The organism is Dapis hubbardiae BLCC-M172, from assembly GCF_050016015.1.
Lineage (GTDB): Bacteria > Cyanobacteriota > Cyanobacteriia > Cyanobacteriales > Microcoleaceae > Trichodesmium.
This window is the reverse complement of sequence record NZ_JBNHEQ010000226.1, coordinates 26,192-45,668: the sequence shown is the minus strand read 5'-3', so window position 1 is coordinate 45,668 and position 19,477 is coordinate 26,192. Positions and strand designations below refer to the sequence as shown.

Below are 19,477 nucleotides of genomic sequence, written 5' to 3'. Positions count from 1 at the left end.
TTCCTAAGTTATTAAATCACAAAACTTATTCGATCAACCTGTTTCTGTGTAAATCATAGTTACAAACCAAAATAAGAAACCGGGTTTATGTTCCTAAGTTATTAAATCACAAAACTTATTCGATCAACCTGTTTCTGTGTAAATCCTAGTTAAATTAAAATAGGAAATAACTCAAACAAATGCGGGCAATTTTATGTGGTTACTACGGAAAAGGAAATGGTGGGGATGAGGCATTATTAGCATCTTTGTTGCAAATGTTGCCTGATAATATTCAACCTTATGTTTTGTCTGGCAACCCCTCTGAAACAGAAAAACGCTATGGAGTTGAAGCGGGCGATCGCCTCAATACTTTTACTATTCTCCAAGCAATGAGACGTTCAGATATTTTTATCTGGGGTGGTGGGAGTTTGATTCAAGATGCCACAAGTATTGCTAGTCCTTTTTATTATGCTGGATTAATGGGAATTGCTCAAAAAATGGGCTTAAAAACTATTGCCTGGGCACAAGGAATTGGGCCTTTAAATTATCAAACTACCCAATTTTTAGCAAGACAGTGTTTTAAGGGTTGTACAGCAGTTAGTGTGAGGGATGGACGTTCGGCAGAAATAGTCGCTAAATGGAATATTCCTTTTACTTTAGCTCCTGATCCGGTTTGGGCCTTGGAAACTTCGCCTGTTCCTGGCCTTTGGGATTTACCTGCACCAAGAGTAGCAGTAAGTTTGAGACCCCATCCCCAACTCACTCCCTCACGTTTAGCAACTTTAACTCAAGCTTTAATTTCTTTTCAAAAGGCAACTGAAGCGTTTATTTTGTTGCTGCCTTTTCAACCGATAAAAGATTTAGAAATTGCCGAATTTATTCATCAAAAATTTCCTGATCATAGTAAGATTTTAACTGTAGAAGACCCTAGAGTTTTGAAGGGAGTTTTTCGAGGAGTGGAAATGGTAATAGGTATGCGTTTCCATAGTTTAATTATGGGTTTTACCCAGGAATGTCGCTGTTTTGCTATTAGTTACGATCCTAAAGTTAGTCAGTTAATGACTGATTTGGAAATGCCTGGATGGGAGTTATCGGAATTGCCAGAAGATGCAAATTTAATTAGTAAAATTTGGATTAATAATTATGCAAATGGGGAAGCTTTGTTGTCAGATAAAATATATTTTTTTCGGGAGCGAGCGCTGATTCATCAAGAGGTATTACATTCTTTTTTAGAGGGAATAGTTGATTAATGAACAATGGATAATGAATAATGGATAATTAGGGCAGTATGAACGAGTTAGATAGAAATAGGGAGAGAAAATTAGAGATTTCCAAAACTCTTTCATTATCAATTATCAATTATCAATTATTAGTTATTAGGAGAGGCTTTAAACCGGATCGATTAATTATCAATAGGTAACTTAACTAACTGGTTATACCAATTCCGATGAATTAACGCTATACTTGGATAAAACTTCAGTTATTAAGTAATTAAATTAAGATCATTACTTTTTTGTTAGAAAAGAGCAATTTTAGCATTAATTATTCTTGTTTTTACTTCTCCCGTACGGACGCCCTTATGCAACGTCCCTACACTACCCTACTCCCTTACTTCAATCAAATATAGAAAAGTTTTTGAGAAATGGTATTACTACTGTTTGAGGCAATCAAATAAGTTTCATACTCCAAAGAATTCATAAACTCCCAAAGTTCAGTTTCATTAGTTCCCATTTGTTGTAAACCAAATCTATTAATCTCACAAATAATGTATGGAACATCATATTTACCAATTGTATTTACAGCTCCTTAGAGCGATGGTTTTGAAGTGTTTGCTGAATTTATGACTATTGCATGGAGAAATAGTATACTCATTTTATTAAGCACCTACAACTTTGCTGACTATTGCATGTAGAAATAGTATACTTATTTTATTAAGCACCTAACCTCCAACTTTTAGGGTGTGCTGAATTTATGACTATTGCGGATGGAGAAATAGTATACTCATTTTATTAAGCACCTACCTCCAACTTTTAGGGTGTGCTGAATTTCCGACTATTGCGGATGGAGAAATAGTATACTCATTTGCTTAAGCACCTAGGACTTTGCTGACTATTGCGGATAGAGAAATAGTATACTCATCTTCTTAAGCACCACCTGAAACTGAGAGTGGATGCTAAATTTCTGATTTCCCAATTATGAAAACTCATCCAACTCTTCACACAAATCTTGTAACTTCTGATGCTCTACCTTCCTAGAAGAACGCCGATATTTTTTACTAGCTAACTTAGGTTCAAACTTTTGTTTACCACCAGAACTCATCTTCGCCTTCATATTTGACTCAGCATCAGGTTTTTGCTGCAATACCTCCTGTCGCGCGATCGCCTCCTCCAAAAACATCAAATAATATTCATACCTATCCCATTCACCCCTAACCACACAGTTAGGTTCATCTCGATGTAAACAATCACTAAACTGACAACTCCCCTCCGCCAAAAACTTTCTAGCTTCTGGAAACAAATACGCCAACTCTATAGGTTCGCAGTCTAACTGTGGTTGATTAAAACCCGGTGTATCCGCTAACAAACCCCCATTAGGCAACTCAAATAATTCAACATGACGAGTAGTGTGTCGTCCCCGCGACAATTTTCCAGACACAGCACTCACCCGTAGATTAACATTAGGAATCAAATAATTAATCAAACTCGACTTCCCCACACCAGACGGACCAGAAATTACAGTAATTTTATTCCTCAGTTTTTCCCACAGAGAATTCGAGCTATTCTTTTCTACTCCCAAACCAGCTTCCGTTTGCACACTAATAAAAAAAGGTTCATAACCCCACTCAGAAATTTGAGTGCGCCATTCTTCCATTTTTGTTGCAGATACAAGGTCGCATTTACTCAAGCACAAACATATATCTAAACCTGTTGACTCAGCTTTAACTAAAAATCTCGTTAAAGCAACAGGATCTAAATCTGGTTCTGCCAAAGCAAATATCAACATTACCTGATTTGCATTAGCTATAGGAGGGCGATCGAGTTCTGTTTCTCTCGGTAAAACCTCTGCTACAGCACCTCGTCCACCCACCCAGTCTGGGTCTTCTATAATTACGCGATCGCCCACCATTACTTTTTGGCCAATTTTCTTCAATCGCGATCTACGGGTACACAGGAGAAACTGAGGTAAATTTTCTCTTGCATTTTTTACCGAGTTATGATTTTTCTCAAGCTTAACTTGGTAAAAATTTGCCTGAACTGCGACAACTGTCCCTAAGCACTGATTATCAGTCTCTAATATGTCAGCTATTTCTGAAGTCCAATTCATGCCACCATTTCTGGGCAACGCACCTTAAGGACAAAATATTCAGACTGGTCTTTTATTTCTTCTATTTGATAACCTTCCACAATCAAACTATCAGGTACTTGCTCTATTGGTTCCCCTGGGTCTAGCCAAACTTCTAAAATTTCTCCAGGCATCATCTTTTCCAGATATAGTTTTGTTTTAACAAAATTAATTGGGCAGGGAGTACCTCGCAGATCTATTTGAGCATCTGACTTTTGTTCTTCCTGGATTTGGGGTTGAGAATCCATAGTTAAATATTGTTTCTCCAGTTTTTGGCTTTGTTGTACGAATATTCTTAAATCCTTGCATTGTAATACTCGCATCTTTGACATAAAATTTTTTGATAAATATTCATTTTATCATGCTTCTACAATTTTTATGCAATAAAGCCAATATTTTTTATCATTATTTGTAGTATTAGCTTGAGTGTAATACTATAATCTAATTTTAACAGAAAGTATATTTAGGTATACTTAGGTCATATTTAAGCTACTGTTTTGGCGTTGCTAATTCTTAGCTATGATCTGGATGTTACCCCAAAATAAAGGTATAAAGCCTCTCATGAGCAAGGAGAAACAAAAAAATTTTCCTTTTATTCAATCGTCTTCCTTTTAGAGAGAGGTAATTATCAATTATCCATTATTGAATCAATCTATAAAAACTAATTTAAAATTTAGAAAAATCATACAGTAATTCAACAATGCCTCTGTTTATCATGCAAAATTCAGGTTTAAAGCCTCTCCTTTCAGGAAAAAAAATCAAAAAATCTACTTTAATAAATTTTCTTCTTTTTCAGAAGAGGTAATTATTAATGATTAATTATTAAACCCCTGCATCATTAACAAGTTTTTGAGAATTAGGAAAATCTTCAATTTGAATCATTTTTGGTGAAATAAATTTCCGATAAATCCTTCTAAACCTCCTTTTCCAGTCCGCTCACCTTTAATCTTCGCCAAATTTTCTAATAACTCTCTTTCGTCTGCAGTAATTTTTGTGGGAATATCAATTTCGATTGTTATCAGATGATCCCCACGACTTACCGGATTACCTAATCTCGGAACTCCTTTATCTTCCAAAGTTAAAACAGTATTTGGCTGAGTGCCTGCTGGAATTGTTAATTCCGACTTACCATCAACTGTATTAATTTCCAGAGAACAGCCTAGAATTGCTTGTAGATAGCTAATTTTTATTTGGGAGAGAATATTAATTCCATCTCTTTGAAACTCTGGGTTATCTTTGACAGCCAGGAAAACATACAAGTCTCCTGGAGGCCCGCCCATCTTACCAGCATCTCCTTCATTCGAAACTCGTAGACGAGTACCATTGTCTACCCCTCCTGGGATAGTAATTTTTATCTTTTTCGTTACCTCGTTCTGGCCACGACCTCCACAAGTTGGACATTTTTCCTCTATTATCTGCCCAGTACCATTACATGAGGGACAAACTGAAACTTGAGTAAAACTACCAAAAGGAGTTCTTGTTGCCCGGCGAACTTGACCAGTGCCTCCACAAGTAGAACAAGTTTGAGGTCTTGTGCCTGGTTTAGCTCCTGAACCACCGCAGGTTTCGCAATTTTCCAGATGCTTAATTGTTAGTTCTTTATCTCCACCAAATATAGCTTCGTGGAAGTCCAGATTTATATCTAAACGTAGGTCATCTCCTCTAACTGGACCTGTACGCCTACGTCCTTGAGTTCCCACTCCTCCTGAGAACCCACTAAAAAAGCTTTCAAATATATCAGCGAAACTGTCTGAAAAGTCCGTTGAGAAACCTGATGCTCCTCCTCCTGATACTCCTGCTTCTCCAAAGCGATCGTAACGAGCTTTCATTTCAGGCTCAGAGAGAACTTCGTAGGCACGATTTATTTCTTTAAAGTGCTCTTCTGCCCCTGGCTCTTTATTCACATCTGGGTGGTACTTACGAGCCAAGCGGCGGTAGGCACGCTTTAGTTCCTCCTTATCTGCAGTACGAGAAACACCTAGAATTTCGTAATAATCGCGGGCCATAGAGCTATTTGCCTAGAATTAATGTTAATATGTCTACTTTGGAATTTTATATTTTTATTTGGCGATCTTAATGTTTGGTCTTAATTTCCCGGTACATTGATTATCGCCTTTTGCTAGTTTAGCACAGACTTATGAGAAATCTACATATTTAGGGTTTGCTGAAAAAGTATGAGTGGTAGGGGTAGGAGTCACCCCTAACCCCTCCGGTGGACGGGAAGTCAGGAGGCACAGGGAATGAGTGAAGAAGTAGGAGTGAGAATTATCCCTTGATTTTTCTGCCCAACTATGCACCTAAAATACTCACTTTTTCAGCTTTTCGCTCTAAACAGCGGGTACTTTTGTCAACCTATAAAAGCCAAACTGTTTATCTGTCAATGGTTTGAGAATTAATCAGCAAGCCCTAATTATTAATAATTAATAATTCGGTAAGGAAGAAGGAAGAAAGAAAAACGTTACTAATGGTAGATATTTCCCCAACTTTTACACGCTCCGATACCAACGGACATGATATTAGACGTGATACCTGACACTTTTTTCTAACTAAAAAACGCTAAAACATTTATATGTCAATACTTTGAGATTTATTAGCAATTCCTCATTCAACCCCTCTAGTTGTAGTTTCTCCCCACACTTCCCACACTCTCTCACACTCTCCCACACTTCCCTACTGCCTACTCCCTACTCCCTACTCCCTATTTTCTATAGAAAAGGATTTTTGCCAAATTCATTCTCAGGCTCTTCAGTTGTTTCCTGAACCTTGGTTGAACTTAGGTCATTTGTAGTTGAGTTAGTCTCAACCAATATCTCACTTTCTACTTTTTTAGTAGAGGTTTCAGGCTCTGTAATTTCTGGCTCTACTTTTTTAGTAGAGGTTTCTGGTTCTTTAATTTCTGAATCTGGAAGCATCTTAGAACTTTTATTTTCTTCTGGTAATTTAGGCTTTTCAGTTCCTCCTTGTTCATATAAAGTTTCACCTAAAGCAAAAAGCTGTTGCCTAAATAGTTCAATCTGCTGATTTAACTGGTCATAATTAATTTCCGTTTCCGAATTAATCAAAACTTGCTTTAACTCCTCATAACTATTGCCAACTTCTGTAGCTACCTGCTCATCAATAACATCACCATGTTCTTTAATAGTTGCTTCATAATTATACAAAAGAGTATCTGCCTGATTTCTCAATTCTGCTAATAGTTTTAATTGATTATCTTCTTCCGCATAAGTTTCTGCTTCCTGCTGCATGCGTTGAATTTCAGCTTCACTCAGACCACCTGTATTACTAATTTCAATACTTTGTTCTCTACCCGTTCCTTGATCCAGAGCCTTAACTTTCAGAATTCCATTAGCATCTATATCAAAATTAACTTCAATTTGTGGTATACCTCTCGGAGCAGGAGGAATTCCTTTCAGTAAAAATCTACCCAGACTCTTATTATCCTTCACCATTGCTCGTTCACCCTGGAGGACATGAATTTCTACAGAGGTTTGTCCATCCACAGCAGTAGAATACATTTGGGAGCGACTGGTAGGAATTGTCGTATTTCTCTCAATCACCTTAGTATATATTCCTCCCAAAGTTTCTAACCCCAAGGACAGAGGAATCACATCTAATAACAAAAGGTCTTTAACTTCACCCCCCAAAATACCAGCTTGAATAGCTGCCCCTAAAGCCACAGCTTCATCAGGGTTCACAGAAGTATCAGGAGTTTTACCATTAAAATAATTACCTATTGCCACTTGAACTGCTGGTATTCTAGTAGAACCTCCCACAAGAATAATTCTATCTATATTTTCTGGCTTCATCCCAGCATCTTTAATAGCTTGTTCAACTGGTTTAATCGTGCTTTCAACCAAAGGTTGCACCAATTTTTCAAATTGAGCGCGAGTTAGCTTGGTCTCCAAATGTTTTGGCCCTGTTTCGTCAGCCGTAATAAATGGTAAATTTATATTGGTGGTCTGAGTAGAAGAAAGTTCAATTTTGGCCTTTTCTGCTGCTTCTCGAAGTCTTTGTATTGCCATTTTATCTGGAGATAAATCTGTGCCTTCTTGATCTCTGAACTTTTCTACTAACCAACGGACTATACGATTATCAAAATCATCTCCTCCTAGATGATTATTACCGGAAGTAGCCTTAACCTCAAAAATTCCATCTCCTAACTGTAAGATAGAAACATCAAAAGTGCCCCCTCCCAAGTCAAAGACTAAGATTGTATGATCTTCGTCCTGTTTATCTATGCCGTAGGATAATGAAGCAGCAGTTGGCTCATTGATAATTCTTAGGACTTCCAAACCAGCAATAGTTCCTGCATCTTTCGTTGCTTGTCTCTGTGCATCTGTAAAATAGGCTGGTACTGTAATTACAGCTTGCGTAACAGAATCACCTAGATATTTTTCAGCATCCTGCTTCATTTTTTGCAGAATCATGGCTGAAATTTCTTGAGAAGTATAGTTTTTTCCTCTAATCTGGACATTTACAGTATTTTCTTTACCCTGAATACTGGTGTAAGGAACTCGGGAGCGTTCTTCTTCGGTATCGTCCCATCTTCTCCCGATAAATCTTTTAATGCTATAGACAGTATTTACTGCATTAGTTACTGATTGTCGCTTTGCTAGTTGGCCAATTAAACGTTCATTTCCTTTGCCAAATCCGACAATACTGGGTGTTGTACGTCCACCTTCTGAATTGGAAATTACAAGAGCTTTCCCCCCTTCTAAGACGGCCACACAACTATTAGTTGTCCCTAAATCAATGCCAATGACTTTTCCCATAGTGCTTCGGCGTTCTTATAGTCAAAAATCTTTTTTTTATTGGTAATGAAGCTTGAAGTTTGAAAGCTTCTGCTCGGGCTTTAAAAATGAAAAAATCTAGTTTTTTTCTGATTTTTTTAGCTGATAATTACGTTTGTTTTTCACATTTTAATCAAGTATATTTTTGTTTCAAAGCTATAAAAAAATATCTAATTTGGAAACTCATAAGAGAATTTTTTCCAATTTTCACTAATGTTCATTCTATCCAAAAATCATTATTTTTATTTGTTTAAGTTGCATTCAGAAAAAATCTTAGTTAAGTTCCGACAATTGAATTTAAGTTTTAGTATTTTTGTTTTTGTTGTGGCTGATTTTGGATAGGTCTGAATACAACTTAAAAGGAGGATAATTCAATCAAAAATAACTAACCAGTATGATGCTATACGCAAGTCAAAAGTTAAAAGTAATCCATGATTGAGTTTGAGCATTTTTAAATGTTCTAACCTTTGTTTCGACTGCTATATTAACTTTCTGGCTCAGTTTGATTTTCTGCTTCATCATCTGTTGGTTCTGGTGCTGTTGCTACTTTTACCATAGCGTGTCGGAGTACACGCTCGCCTAGGATATAACCTCGCACCAATTCTTCTATTACAGTTCCTTCTGGATGCTCTGTTGTTGCCTCTCGCATTACTGCTTCATGTAGATTAGGGTCAAACTCTTCACCTTCTGGACGCATAGGAGAAACTCCTAACTTTTTCAAAGAATCTACCATTTGCTTATAGACACTTTGATAGCTTTTATGAATAGTCATTTCTCCATCATTTGCTGGTTTTATCTGGGAACGAGCACGCTCAAAGTTGTCAATTACTGGTAATAATTCAATGATTGTGGCACACTTAACTTGTGTATCCAATTCTTGCTTTTCCTTTTCTGTCCGTTTACGGAAGTTGTCAAAATCTGCTCCTAGTCTTTTATATTGAGTCTCTTTTTCCTCTAGTTGAAATTTGGTAGTTTCTAACTGAGTTTGTAAGGATTCATAACCCTCTTTCAATAAGAGCATTTCTTCTGATATTGGCTCAAATTTCTGCTGCTCTGTCTCTACAGAGGCATTATCTTCAGAGACTTCTTTGTTATTCTCAACCTTTTGAGATGAATCTAAATCTACACTTTCCTCAACAGCAACTTGAACATCTTGAATATTTTCATTTATTTCTTGATTTTTTGTTTCTGTAGAGGGGGTCTCTCCTGCCATTTTCTTCTCTCCTAATACTTAAGGCTATTACGGGTTTTTGTGTTGCTTTTTTACCCTGATTTATCATATCACAATCAAGAAGCAATACATAATCACTGAAACTCTAACAGTGTTAATATTAGTTTATGTTAACTATGTCTATTTTCATAGCTTTTAAATTTTTGAGATTATTAATACTTAAAACACTAATAACCTGTTGTTAGCAAATATAGTAGGTTCTAAAGATTATGGGATTTGATTATTTAGTAAGATATCTTTAATCCGTTCTTAGATTTGCTAAAAATTGCTAAATAAATCTTTCTTGTTTCTATCTATAACTTTTTTTTCAACCATAATTTATTAAACTAATAAACTATCAGTTTCTGGGTGATCAAAAATAAATTAAAAAATCAATCATAATACATACTTAATTGATCAGGCTATGGCCTTATGTTGTAAGCAAACATTTGGGCCTAGGCTATAGGTTTACATTATACCGAATCATGGGATTATGAAGCAAAACATTTTCCTGGTCTAGATTGTTATTAGTGATAGCTAATTGTACCTACTATCTCAAACATGGGAAAAGTGTTTCTATGATTGCTAAAATTGTTACAGTAGTCTGGTAATTGCTGGTCTTAAGTTGAATTTGGGATTGGGATTTAGAACGTAGAATATCCCTATTGAAAGTAACAAAGCTAGTAAAAGACTGGAGTACAGAAAAAATTAAATCACGAAAGTGCAAACATTTAAGGAGTAAATAAAGTTAACAAGTTGTTAACTAAGTGTAAATTTTATCAAAAACTTAGGGAATACTTAGATTAAGGAGAAATTTTTTATCAGCCATGGCCCAAACCTCTTCACGCAATTCGCGCACCGCTATAGTTGCCCTCAGTCATCTCTCTCCCTTCGGGAATAAACTTGTTCAAGCTGGCTATGTCAACATCGAACAGTTCCAAAAATGCCAAGTTGAAAGCCGTAAAACGGGTAAATCACTGACAGAGTTACTGGAAGCTCTAACAGGACAAGCCTTACCCCCGGAATTACTCAGGCATTATAAAAAGCAACAGCTATTTGAGTTAATGATTCTCTATGGTGTAGCTGCTTTTGACCCAGAGATTACTCAAATTCCAGCACAACAGGTATGTTATTTAATTGACAAGGTAATTCCAATTGAAACTTGTCGTCGGAATCAGATTATACCATTATTTAGTCACGAAACTCATCTGGCAAATCAGGCCGTCCAGACAGGGAGTATGAGTCAAGAGCAAATGCTGAAGGCTTTAGCTCAAAGCACCAGCTCACAGGGTAAATTACTTGAGGACTTAGAAAAGTTTGCTGGAGATTCATTACCATCAAATTTGGTGAAGGATTATGAAAAACAGCAACCCTTTGTGATGGTGGCAATGGTTAACCCTGATAATCTTCAAGCTATGGATGAGCTAAAAAATATCTTCAGGCATAATGGATTAATTTTGCAACGGTTGGTAATTACTCCAGAAGATTATCAACATTTAATCAACTATTACTTAGATGAGCAAACCAGGAAAGATGCTGCTGCTGCTAAAAAGGCAGAACAAAAAGAGTTAGAGTTGGAATCAGGCTTTTTTGAAAGTGCTGATTTGGAGGATGCAGCAGATGAGGCAGCAGTAGAGGATATAGGAAAAAGCCTATCTGAAGCCGAAGATGCTCCTATTATTAAGGCTGTTAACGTGATTTTAGTTAAAGCACTGAGTGAGGGAGTATCTGATATTCATGTAGAACCCCAAGAAGAATTTATTCAAATTCGGATGCGTAAAGATGGGGTTTTACAAGAATATTTTCGGTTTCCGAAAAAAGTTATTCCTGCTATTACTTCGCGCTTTAAAATTCTTGCCAACTTAGACATTGCTGAAAGACGACAAGCTCAAGACGGTCGTATCCGTAAGGTGTTTAAAGGACGTACTATCGACTTTCGGGTAAATAGTTTACCGAGTCGCTATGGTGAAAAGATAGTTTTACGGATTTTGGATAGTTCTAGTACCCAACTGGGGTTAGATAAATTAATCTCAGAACCGGAGACTTTAGCCCTGGTAAGAGAAACTGCTAGCCGTCCATTTGGATTAATTCTGGTGACGGGCCCAACTGGTTCAGGTAAGTCAACCTCTCTGTACTCAATATTGGCAGAACGAAATGACCCAGGGATTAATATTAGTACGGCAGAAGACCCGATTGAATATGCTTTGCCAGGAATTACTCAATGTCAGGTGATTAGGGAAAAAGATTTGACTTTTGCTAGTATCCTGCGGGCGTTTCTGCGACAAGACCCTGATGTTTTGCTGGTGGGGGAAACGCGAGATAAGGAAACAGCAAAGACAGCCATTGAAGCTGCATTGACTGGACACTTGGTTTTAACAACCCTACACACTAATGATGCAGCAGGAGCGATCGCTCGACTGGATGAAATGGGAGTCGAATCTTTCATGGTTTCTGCTGCTTTGTTAGGAGTGTTAGCACAACGTCTAATGCGCCGGGTTTGTACTGACTGTCGAGTTCCATACGTTCCTGAACCTGATGAACTGCGTCGTTATGGTTTAGTTCCTTCTCAGGAGGAAAATGTGACATTCTATAAGGCAAACACTATATCAGTTGAAGACCGAAAAGTCTTGGCGGAAAGGGGTGAACTTTGCAGAAAATGTGGTGGTCTTGGTTATAAAGGTCGTGTGGGTGTTTATGAGTTTATGAAAATTACGGAGCAATTACAAACTTTAATTACTCAAAGGGCACCAACGGAACAAATCAAGGAAACTGCAGTAGAGGAGGGGATGGTTAGTTTGTTGCCATACAGTCTGAATTTGGTGCGCCAAGGTCATACCACTTTTGAGGAGGTGGAACGGGTAACATTTACAGATTCAGGTTTGGAGGCAGAAATGAAACGCCAAGCCAAGCAAAACTTAATTTGTAAGTCTTGCAATGCTGAATTGGAGGCAGAGTGGTTAGATTGTCCTTATTGTATGACACCTCGCTTTGAGTAGGAGTGGAGTGTGGGGGGTGGGGGGATGTGGGGGATGTGGGAGGTGTGGGAAGTGTGGGGAGTATATGTTTTTTACTTTATGGTGATGAGTAGACAAGTTAGTGACTGATAACTGATAACTAATAGACATCTCCAAAAATCAAAAATAAAATCAATTCTTATCCATAAATTCTCAATTATTTCTCACTGTCGCCTGTTGCCTGTTGCCTCTTTTCTGGAAATGTCTAATAACTGATAACTAATAAAAAGGAGAATGAATTTATGTCTTTTATGATTGAGGATGTTTTGGAATCTCTTGTGGAACAAGGAGGCTCTGATGTTCATATTCAAGCCAGAGCACCTATATTTTTTCGTATTAGTGGATCGTTGACTCCTCAACCTCAGTTCGGGGAAAATCTAGAACCTCTAGAAGTCCAAAATTTGATTTTCCAAATGCTGAACAATATGCAGCGGAAGGCTTTAGAGCTAAACTGGGAACTTGATAGCGCTTATGGTGTTAAGGGTTTGGCTCGTTTCCGTCTAAATGTGTATCGGGAGCGGGGTAGTTGGGCAGCTTGTATGCGTGCTTTAGCTTCTAAGATTCCTAATGCAGATAAATTAGGGATACCGATGATTTTACGGGAATTGACAGAGCGACCCAGGGGTTTGTATTTGGTGACTGGGCAAACAGGTTCTGGGAAAACAACTACGATGGCAGCTTTGATCGATTTGATTAACCGTACTCGTAGCGAGCATATTCTGACTGTGGAAGACCCGATCGAATATGTGTTTCCTAATGAAAAATGTTTGTTTCATCAACGACAAAAAGGCGAAGATACCAAAAGTTTTGCTAATGCTCTGAAAGGAGCGCTCCGTCAAGACCCTGATATTATTCTGGTGGGGGAAATGCGGGATTTGGAAACTATTGGTTTGGCTGCTAGTGCTGCGGAAACAGGTCACTTGGTGTTTGGAACTCTGCACACTAACTCAGCTTCGGGTACGGTAGACCGGATGTTGGATGTTTTTCCACCAGAACAACAACCGCAAATTAGGGCGCAGTTGGGTAACTCTATTGTGTGTATTTGTAGTCAAAACTTAGTCAAAAAAGTAGGTGGCGGGCGTTGTGCTGCTCACGAGATTATGGTGAATACTCCGGCGATCGCAAACTTGATTAAGGAGTCGAAAAATTCTCAGCTTTATTCTCAAATTCAAATGGGGGCTAAGTTGGGAATGCAAACTATGGAAATGGCTTTGTCTAATCTTTATAAAGAAGGGAAGGTAACTTGGGCAAATGCTATGGGTAAGGCAGTTAAGCCTGATGAATTAGTGGCTTTAATTGGTCCTGAACCGAAGGAAACTAAAGCTAAGGCTAAGGCTCATTAATGGATAATGGATAATGGATAATGGATAATTAATAATTACCTCTGGTTAAAACTGAGAGGATTGAAGATCAGGAAAGATTATTTCTTTTTTTCCCCTTAAAAGGGGAGGCTTTAAACCATAATTATTTAATTATTCATTATTCATTAAATTACAAGGGGAGGCTTCAAGGTGTTAATTGGAATAATTAATTGACTATCAATTATTAATTATTAACTATTAATTATTAATTATTCAGTGATGGGGTGTATTGGAGTATTTTTCAATTATTGCTTCTTTATACTGACGACTCTGTGCCTCAAAAATTTAATCGCAGTCATTGATACCAAACAGACATCTCTAGACAAGAGGGAATAGGGGCAGAGAAATTGATAATCTTTGGATAATAATTGATTTTACTTGACTCCCCCACTCCCCCACTCCCCCACTCCCCCACTCCCCCACTCCCCCACTCCCCAACTCCATGTTCCCCTACTCCTCACTCCCTAAAATTTATAATAATAAGGAAGGAATAAAATGGCTGGTAATATTACTAATCAAAAACCTAAAAGTAGCTTAGAAAAACGCTTAGAGATAATAGAAGAACAAATAAATGTTGCCCTAGCATCGGTGACGGTGAAAGATTTATCTATCTTTGCCCGTCAGTTTGCTGCAATGTTTAATGCTGGAGTCCCAATGATTCGCTGTTTAAGAGTTTTGAGAGACCAAACTTCTAATGCCAAGATTAAGTATGCTGTTAAGCAGGTTAGTACAGAAGTAGAAGAGGGTAGCGAATTGTCAGAAGCAATGAAAAAACATCCTGCTTGTTTTGATGAATTATTTATCAGTATGGTAGCTGCTGGAGAGGTGGGTGGTGTACTTGATGAAGTTCTAGATCGTCTGGCAGTTATGTTGGAGAAAAATGCTAAGACAATGAGTGAAATTAATTCAGCAATGTCTTATCCGAAAACTGTTATGTTTATTGCTTTAGCAGTGTTTTTTGGAATGACAACTTTTCTGTTACCAACTTTTGCTGGTATTTTTGAACAAATTGGTACAGAATTACCTGCTTTTACTAAGTTTATGTTAAGTATCAGTGCGTTTTGTCGGACTTGGCCTCCAATTCCCCAAGGAGCTACAATAGCAACAATTATTGCTATTTCTATTGCTTATTCAACGGCTTATAAAACAGATGCAGGTAGGCTGTTTTTTGACAAAATTTTTCTCAAGCTGCCTATTTTTGGAGAGATTCTGGAGAAGTCGGCGGTGGCTCGTTTTTGTATGATTTTTGGTACTTTGACTCGTTCTGGCGTACCGATGTTAAAGTCTCTGGAAATTGTGCGAAATGTAGCGGGTAATGAGGCGATCGCTCAGTCTATTGAGTATGCAAGGCAGGAAATTCAAACTGGGGGTATGCTTAGTTTGGCTTTCCAGGAGAAACAGGTTTTCCCTTCTTTGGCAGTTCAAATGATGTCTATTGGTGAGGAAACTGGTGAATTGGATGGAATGTTGATGAAGGTGGGAGCTTTTTATGAGACTGAGGTTGAGGAAGCTGTGAAGTCTTTGTCAGCGATGTTGGAACCGCTAATGATCGTGGGTATTGGTGGGATGGTTGGTTCGATTTTGATGTCTATGTATTTGCCTATGTTTGCTGTGTTTGAAAGTCTATAATCAGGAGTCAGGAGTCAGGAGGGAGAAGAGGAGTAGGGGAGTAGGGGAGTAGGGGAGTAGGGGAGTAGGGGAGCAGGGGAGTAGGGGAGTAGAGTTATTAACAATAGGATATGTTCGCTTAACTGAAATAAGATTCTAACTTCATTCCTTCTTCCCTCTTCCCTCTTCCTTCTTCCCTCTTCCCTCTTCCTTCTTACCTCTTCCCTCTTCCTTCTTACCTAATATTAAAATTATTATTTATGGTTGTAAAAAAATCTGATTATGAAGCCTTGCTAGCAGAATATAGTAACTCAAGGGCTGCAATTGCACTGCTTAAACAATATAGATTGTATTTGGAAATGGTGCCAAGTTTACGTCGTCCTGAAGATAGTTTAATTTCTATTCCTTTGCCAATTATTAGGTTACGAGAAAAGGGTGATGAATCTGGGAAAAGTGTTCCTTTACCCTGCGATATAGGGATTTTTATGTGTGACCCGGAATGGAAGGTTAAGACTGGGGTAGAAATTTTTGTTTTTATTTATCGACCCCAGGAAGATTTTTCCGATCTACTTACTCGTTGGCGAGAAACTCAGGTTTTATTAGATAGGGAATATGAGTGGGTAATGCCTCAAGGTTATAAACATATTTATTCTCAAGAGGCAGAGGAAATTTATCCTTTATTTGTTTTATTTTCCGAAACTCCAGAAAGAATTAAAAGAGGATTGATAGGAGCAAATTTGCCTTTTGTAATTCAACCAACTTATGATTCTCTAGAAGTAGAAGTTGAGGAGTCAAATATTGAGATACAGACAATGTTATCTCAGATGGATGATGGGAATGAGTAATGAATAATGAGTAATGAGTAATGAGTTAGGAGTAATGAGTAATGAGTTAGGAGTTAGGAGTAATGAGTAGGGAGTAATGAGTAATGAGTAGGGAGTAATGAGTAGGGAGTTGAGTAATGAGTAATGAGTAATGAATAATGAGTAATGAGGAATGAGTAACGTAAATATTAGTATTCAAGAAAGAACAGAAAACGTTGCCATCAGAGTTGTAAAGACTTATTATGAGCTAAACAAAAGAGATTTTGATGATGCTGGCAAAATTTTGTCTAAACAATTTTTGAGAAGTGGAACCTCAATCGGTGCAAACTGTTCAGAAGCTAAATATGCACAATCAACCAAAGATTTTATCAATAAATATTCTATAGCTTTAAAAGAAGCCAATGAAACTCTTTACTGGATAAAAATTATGATTAAATCAGAGATAGTCTCAAAATCTAGATTTCAAAATATGATAGAAGAAAATGAAAGAATCATTAAAATATTAACAGCTTCAATCAATAAATTAAAAGAAAAAAATCCACTTAAACTCCTAACTCCTAACTCCTAACTCATTACTCATTACTAATTACTACTAACTCATTATTCATTACTCATTACTAATTACTCATTTACAAACTGTCTTTAATATTTTGATAAGATTGTTAATAATTTTTTATAGAAAAAATTCACATTTCATAATATGTTATTCTTTGGAAGAGATTACTCAAGATTGAAGTGAGGCCAAAAATTAAGAATGAAGCGTTTAGTTATTTGTTGTGATGATACCTGGCAAGATTTAAAAAGTTCTTACCCAAGTAACATAATAAAACTTACTCAAGCAGTCAAACCAATAGCTAGTGACGGAATCTCACAAATCCTCTTTGTGAATCCATGATTGACCGTTTGAAAAATCGGCAGGATTATCGGCCAAAAAATCTAGAGAAAGTTCTTCCTAAACTGAATCTGAAGTAATGGAATAATTGTTAGTTTCACTTTAGATAAAAATACGAAATTCTAGATTCAACTACTTATAAATATGATTTAAAGAGGATGCCTTTATGGAAAATGAGAAAAGTAAAGTTGCAGAAATAATAGTAGAATATAACAATGTATTTGCCAAGCTCAATCCTCTTATCTTAGGTTCTTTTTATCACTATCCATCAATACTGATTACGCCTGAGACAGTTGTTACTATTAATAATAGATTAAAGTTATGGTTAGTTTTTACCAAAATTGTAACTGATTTAAAGAAACAGAACTATGGCAGAAGTGAAATTAGTCCTCTAAACGTTAAGTTACTCAGTAATAATTTAGCACTTATAAGTGCCATTGTTACCCGCTATACGAAAGATAACCAGTTACTGACTACCTTTAGTTTTACTTATACAATGCGTAAAGTAGAGGGTCGCTGGAAAATAATTGTGGGAACGATTCATGATGTAGAGTCTGTCTCTTAAGTAAAAATTAACTCAGTTGGAAAATAAAATAATATTTATAGGACTTACGTAAAGAAACCGGGTTTTTACGATAAATCGTTGCGCATGAACAATTAACATTGAGGAAAAAACCCGGTTTCTCGGTTCGCCTGCGTAAGTCCTGATTTAAAATAGTATTCAAGTTCAAATCCAAAAATGTAGATGAGGTTTTATGTCCTATTTAGAAAGGTACGACAGTATTCCGGCAGAAAATGTTAGCGACCGAGTTAATGTTATTAATCAAGGTGCTTTTACCGATTGGACCCAATTATTTAAAGAATTGAGAGAAAGTCGTCCCATTTTTATCACTCCTAAATTTGTCCTAGTTAGTTTATTTCCTGACGTACAGGAAGTTTTATCTCGCTCGGAATACTTCTCAGTGAGAACTTTTGCTAGTAAAATGGACCCGGTGTTTGGACCTTGTATGTTGGCGAGAGATAATTCAGAACATAACTGGCGAGAAAAGTCAATAATGAGAGCGGTTTTGCCCTTGGAAGATTTGCCAATGGTGAGAAAAATGGCTGGTGAAATTGCTAAATCTAGTTTAGATAAGTCAGCAGCAACAGGGAAAATGGAAGTTGTTCACGACTTAGCAAAATTTGTTCCCATCAGACTTTGCGGTGATTATTTTGGCTTTCCTGGTCCAGATTTGGAAACTATGTATCGTTGGGCAAAAACAACCCAAGACGATATGTTTAGAAACTTAAGTAACGATCCAAAAGTTCATGAGGCGTCTGTTGAGTCAAGTAATGAAATGCGTGCTTATCTGACTGAACTTCTCAAAGAGAAAAGAGCTAAGGAAACTCAAAGACCTACAAATTTTTTCAGTTATCTAGCTCAATTTTTCCAAGCAAAAACAGCCAATAATGACCAAAATATACCACCTGGGGACATTTTTACTCGGTTAGCTAGCACAAAATTTCCTGGCGATATTCCCTTCTCGGAAGACAGAATTATTGCCCACATGATGATTTTCTTGGTGGGTAGCATTGAAGGAACAGCTCAAGTTATCACCCAGGCTATAGAACAACTGCTCAAGCGTCCTGAAATTTTCCAAAAAGCTTTAGCAGCAGCTAAGAACAACGATGATGAAACATTTGATAAATATGTTCGGGAAGCTATCCGTTTTAATCCCTTTAGTCCTTTTCTCGTGCGTTTTTGTGAAGCAGATTATACTCTCGCAGCAGGAACTCCGAGGGAAACTCCTATCTCTGCTCAAAGTATCGTCTTAGCGGGTGTCGGTTCAGCGATGTTTGATCCAGCAGTGGTGACTAATCCTGATGAGTTTTTGATCGATCGTCCTAACTATAACTATATGCACTTTGGTTATGGTAGTCATACTTGTCTTGGAGAACATATTGCTGGAGTAGTAGTTCCGGAAGTGGTTAAACAAATTCTGTTGCGACCAGGATTGAGATTTTTGCCGGGGGATGAAGGGAAAGTTGAATATCAAGGTTATATACCATCCCGTTTTGTTGTTGCTTATGATGAGTAATATCATGTCCGGTTGAACAGTTATAAATAAACTACTCAGAATTCAAAATTCATAATTTAGAAGGGAAGAAAGAAGAAAAGAAGGAGAAAGTTTTTTGATCACGCTCTTATCCGGACATGATATAACATAGGGTTTGGAGACCAAACCCCTACTTTTTAGATTGGCTCTAAATTTATTTTGAGGTAAATAATTTAAAGTAGGTAGAAACGAAAAATTTTTTGAGAGGAATTGCGACAAAGGTTAAAGGATTAATTGTGATGATTAGAGCTGGAGAAAGTAATTGAGAAGGGAGCAGCAAAAACAACTGCTCTCTCAAATAATTGTTAGGGTTTGGAGACCAAACCCCTACTTTTTAGATTGGCTCTAAATTTATTTTGAG

Annotated in this window: 14 protein-coding genes; 9 read left to right on the top strand and 5 right to left on the bottom strand. The window is 37.2% G+C overall.

The window, feature by feature from the left end; all coding sequences use genetic code 11:
• Positions 1-179: 179 nt before the first annotated feature.
• Positions 180-1,229 (top strand): polysaccharide pyruvyl transferase CsaB, encoded by a 1,050-nt coding sequence (gene csaB, locus ACP6PK_RS20985; protein ID WP_426562324.1) that lies wholly within the window; start codon positions 180-182, stop codon positions 1,227-1,229.
• A 943-nt stretch (positions 1,230-2,172) separates the two neighbouring features.
• Here the strand turns inward: csaB and rsgA are convergent.
• The 5 genes from rsgA to grpE all read right to left on the bottom strand — a co-directional run bounded on the left by rsgA (position 2,173) and on the right by grpE (position 9,324).
• Positions 2,173-3,303, bottom strand: coding sequence for a small ribosomal subunit biogenesis GTPase RsgA (gene rsgA / locus ACP6PK_RS20980; protein WP_426562322.1), 1,131 nt, complete (start codon positions 3,301-3,303; stop codon positions 2,173-2,175).
• The gene (locus ACP6PK_RS20975) at positions 3,300-3,569 is read right to left on the bottom strand and encodes a sulfurtransferase TusA family protein (RefSeq protein WP_094671440.1); all 270 of its coding nucleotides are present in this window, start codon (positions 3,567-3,569) and stop codon (positions 3,300-3,302) included. The genes rsgA and ACP6PK_RS20975 overlap by 4 nt, the downstream gene beginning before the upstream one ends.
• Before the next feature lie 630 nt (positions 3,570-4,199).
• Positions 4,200-5,327, bottom strand: coding sequence for a molecular chaperone DnaJ (dnaJ, locus tag ACP6PK_RS20970; RefSeq protein WP_426562320.1), 1,128 nt, complete (start codon positions 5,325-5,327; stop codon positions 4,200-4,202).
• A gap of 699 nt (positions 5,328-6,026) precedes the next feature.
• Positions 6,027-8,093: a molecular chaperone DnaK gene (gene dnaK, locus ACP6PK_RS20965; protein WP_426562318.1), complete on the bottom strand. Its 2,067-nt coding sequence runs from the start codon at positions 8,091-8,093 to the stop codon at positions 6,027-6,029.
• A gap of 502 nt (positions 8,094-8,595) precedes the next feature.
• Positions 8,596-9,324: a nucleotide exchange factor GrpE gene (grpE, locus tag ACP6PK_RS20960; RefSeq protein ID WP_426562316.1), complete on the bottom strand. Its 729-nt coding sequence runs from the start codon at positions 9,322-9,324 to the stop codon at positions 8,596-8,598.
• 824 nt (positions 9,325-10,148) lie between these two features.
• Here grpE and ACP6PK_RS20955 point away from each other — a divergent pair.
• The 8 genes from ACP6PK_RS20955 (at position 10,149) to ACP6PK_RS20920 (ending at position 19,098) form a co-directional block, all read left to right on the top strand.
• Positions 10,149-12,317 carry a GspE/PulE family protein gene (locus ACP6PK_RS20955; RefSeq protein WP_426562314.1) on the top strand — a complete coding sequence of 723 codons (2,169 nt, stop codon included), beginning with the start codon at positions 10,149-10,151 and terminating at the stop codon, positions 12,315-12,317.
• A gap of 233 nt (positions 12,318-12,550) precedes the next feature.
• Positions 12,551-13,678, top strand: a complete 1,128-nt coding sequence (locus tag ACP6PK_RS20950; RefSeq protein ID WP_472847270.1) for a type IV pilus twitching motility protein PilT — start codon at positions 12,551-12,553, stop codon at positions 13,676-13,678.
• 513 nt (positions 13,679-14,191) lie between these two features.
• The gene (locus ACP6PK_RS20945) at positions 14,192-15,325 is read left to right on the top strand and encodes a type II secretion system F family protein (RefSeq protein ID WP_426562310.1); all 1,134 of its coding nucleotides are present in this window, start codon (positions 14,192-14,194) and stop codon (positions 15,323-15,325) included.
• A 239-nt stretch (positions 15,326-15,564) separates the two neighbouring features.
• Entirely contained in the window at positions 15,565-16,149 is a 585-nt protein-coding gene (locus ACP6PK_RS20940) for a hypothetical protein (RefSeq protein WP_426562308.1), read from the top strand.
• Between the two features lie 151 nt (positions 16,150-16,300).
• Positions 16,301-16,696 (top strand): four helix bundle protein, encoded by a 396-nt coding sequence (locus tag ACP6PK_RS20935; RefSeq protein WP_426562306.1) that lies wholly within the window; start codon positions 16,301-16,303, stop codon positions 16,694-16,696.
• Positions 16,697-16,882: 186 nt separating this feature from the next.
• A complete protein-coding gene (locus ACP6PK_RS20930; RefSeq protein WP_143437467.1) occupies positions 16,883-17,023 on the top strand; it encodes a phospholipase effector Tle1 domain-containing protein in 141 nt (46 codons plus the stop codon).
• A gap of 163 nt (positions 17,024-17,186) precedes the next feature.
• On the top strand, positions 17,187-17,585 hold the full coding sequence (locus tag ACP6PK_RS20925) for a DUF6841 family protein (RefSeq protein WP_426562304.1): 399 nt from the start codon (positions 17,187-17,189) through the stop codon (positions 17,583-17,585).
• Positions 17,586-17,775: 190 nt separating this feature from the next.
• Positions 17,776-19,098, top strand: a complete 1,323-nt coding sequence (locus tag ACP6PK_RS20920) for a cytochrome P450 (RefSeq protein ID WP_426562302.1) — start codon at positions 17,776-17,778, stop codon at positions 19,096-19,098.
• Positions 19,099-19,477 lie beyond the last annotated feature (379 nt).

Bases quoted from the DNA above. Each gene is read 5' to 3' on its own strand.
- csaB (WP_426562324.1), top strand. From the start codon at position 180: ATGCGGGCAATTTTATGTGGTTACTACGGAAAAGGAAATGGTGGGGAT.
- rsgA (WP_426562322.1), bottom strand. From the start codon at position 3,303: ATGAATTGGACTTCAGAAATAGCTGACATATTAGAGACTGATAATCAG.
- ACP6PK_RS20975 (WP_094671440.1), bottom strand. From the start codon at position 3,569: ATGGATTCTCAACCCCAAATCCAGGAAGAACAAAAGTCAGATGCTCAA.
- dnaJ (WP_426562320.1), bottom strand. From the start codon at position 5,327: ATGGCCCGCGATTATTACGAAATTCTAGGTGTTTCTCGTACTGCAGAT.
- dnaK (WP_426562318.1), bottom strand. From the start codon at position 8,093: ATGGGAAAAGTCATTGGCATTGATTTAGGGACAACTAATAGTTGTGTG.
- grpE (WP_426562316.1), bottom strand. From the start codon at position 9,324: ATGGCAGGAGAGACCCCCTCTACAGAAACAAAAAATCAAGAAATAAAT.
- ACP6PK_RS20955 (WP_426562314.1), top strand. From the start codon at position 10,149: ATGGCCCAAACCTCTTCACGCAATTCGCGCACCGCTATAGTTGCCCTC.
- ACP6PK_RS20945 (WP_426562310.1), top strand. From the start codon at position 14,192: ATGGCTGGTAATATTACTAATCAAAAACCTAAAAGTAGCTTAGAAAAA.
- ACP6PK_RS20940 (WP_426562308.1), top strand. From the start codon at position 15,565: ATGGTTGTAAAAAAATCTGATTATGAAGCCTTGCTAGCAGAATATAGT.
- ACP6PK_RS20935 (WP_426562306.1), top strand. From the start codon at position 16,301: ATGAGTAACGTAAATATTAGTATTCAAGAAAGAACAGAAAACGTTGCC.
- ACP6PK_RS20930 (WP_143437467.1), top strand. From the start codon at position 16,883: ATGAAGCGTTTAGTTATTTGTTGTGATGATACCTGGCAAGATTTAAAA.
- ACP6PK_RS20925 (WP_426562304.1), top strand. From the start codon at position 17,187: ATGGAAAATGAGAAAAGTAAAGTTGCAGAAATAATAGTAGAATATAAC.
- ACP6PK_RS20920 (WP_426562302.1), top strand. From the start codon at position 17,776: ATGTCCTATTTAGAAAGGTACGACAGTATTCCGGCAGAAAATGTTAGC.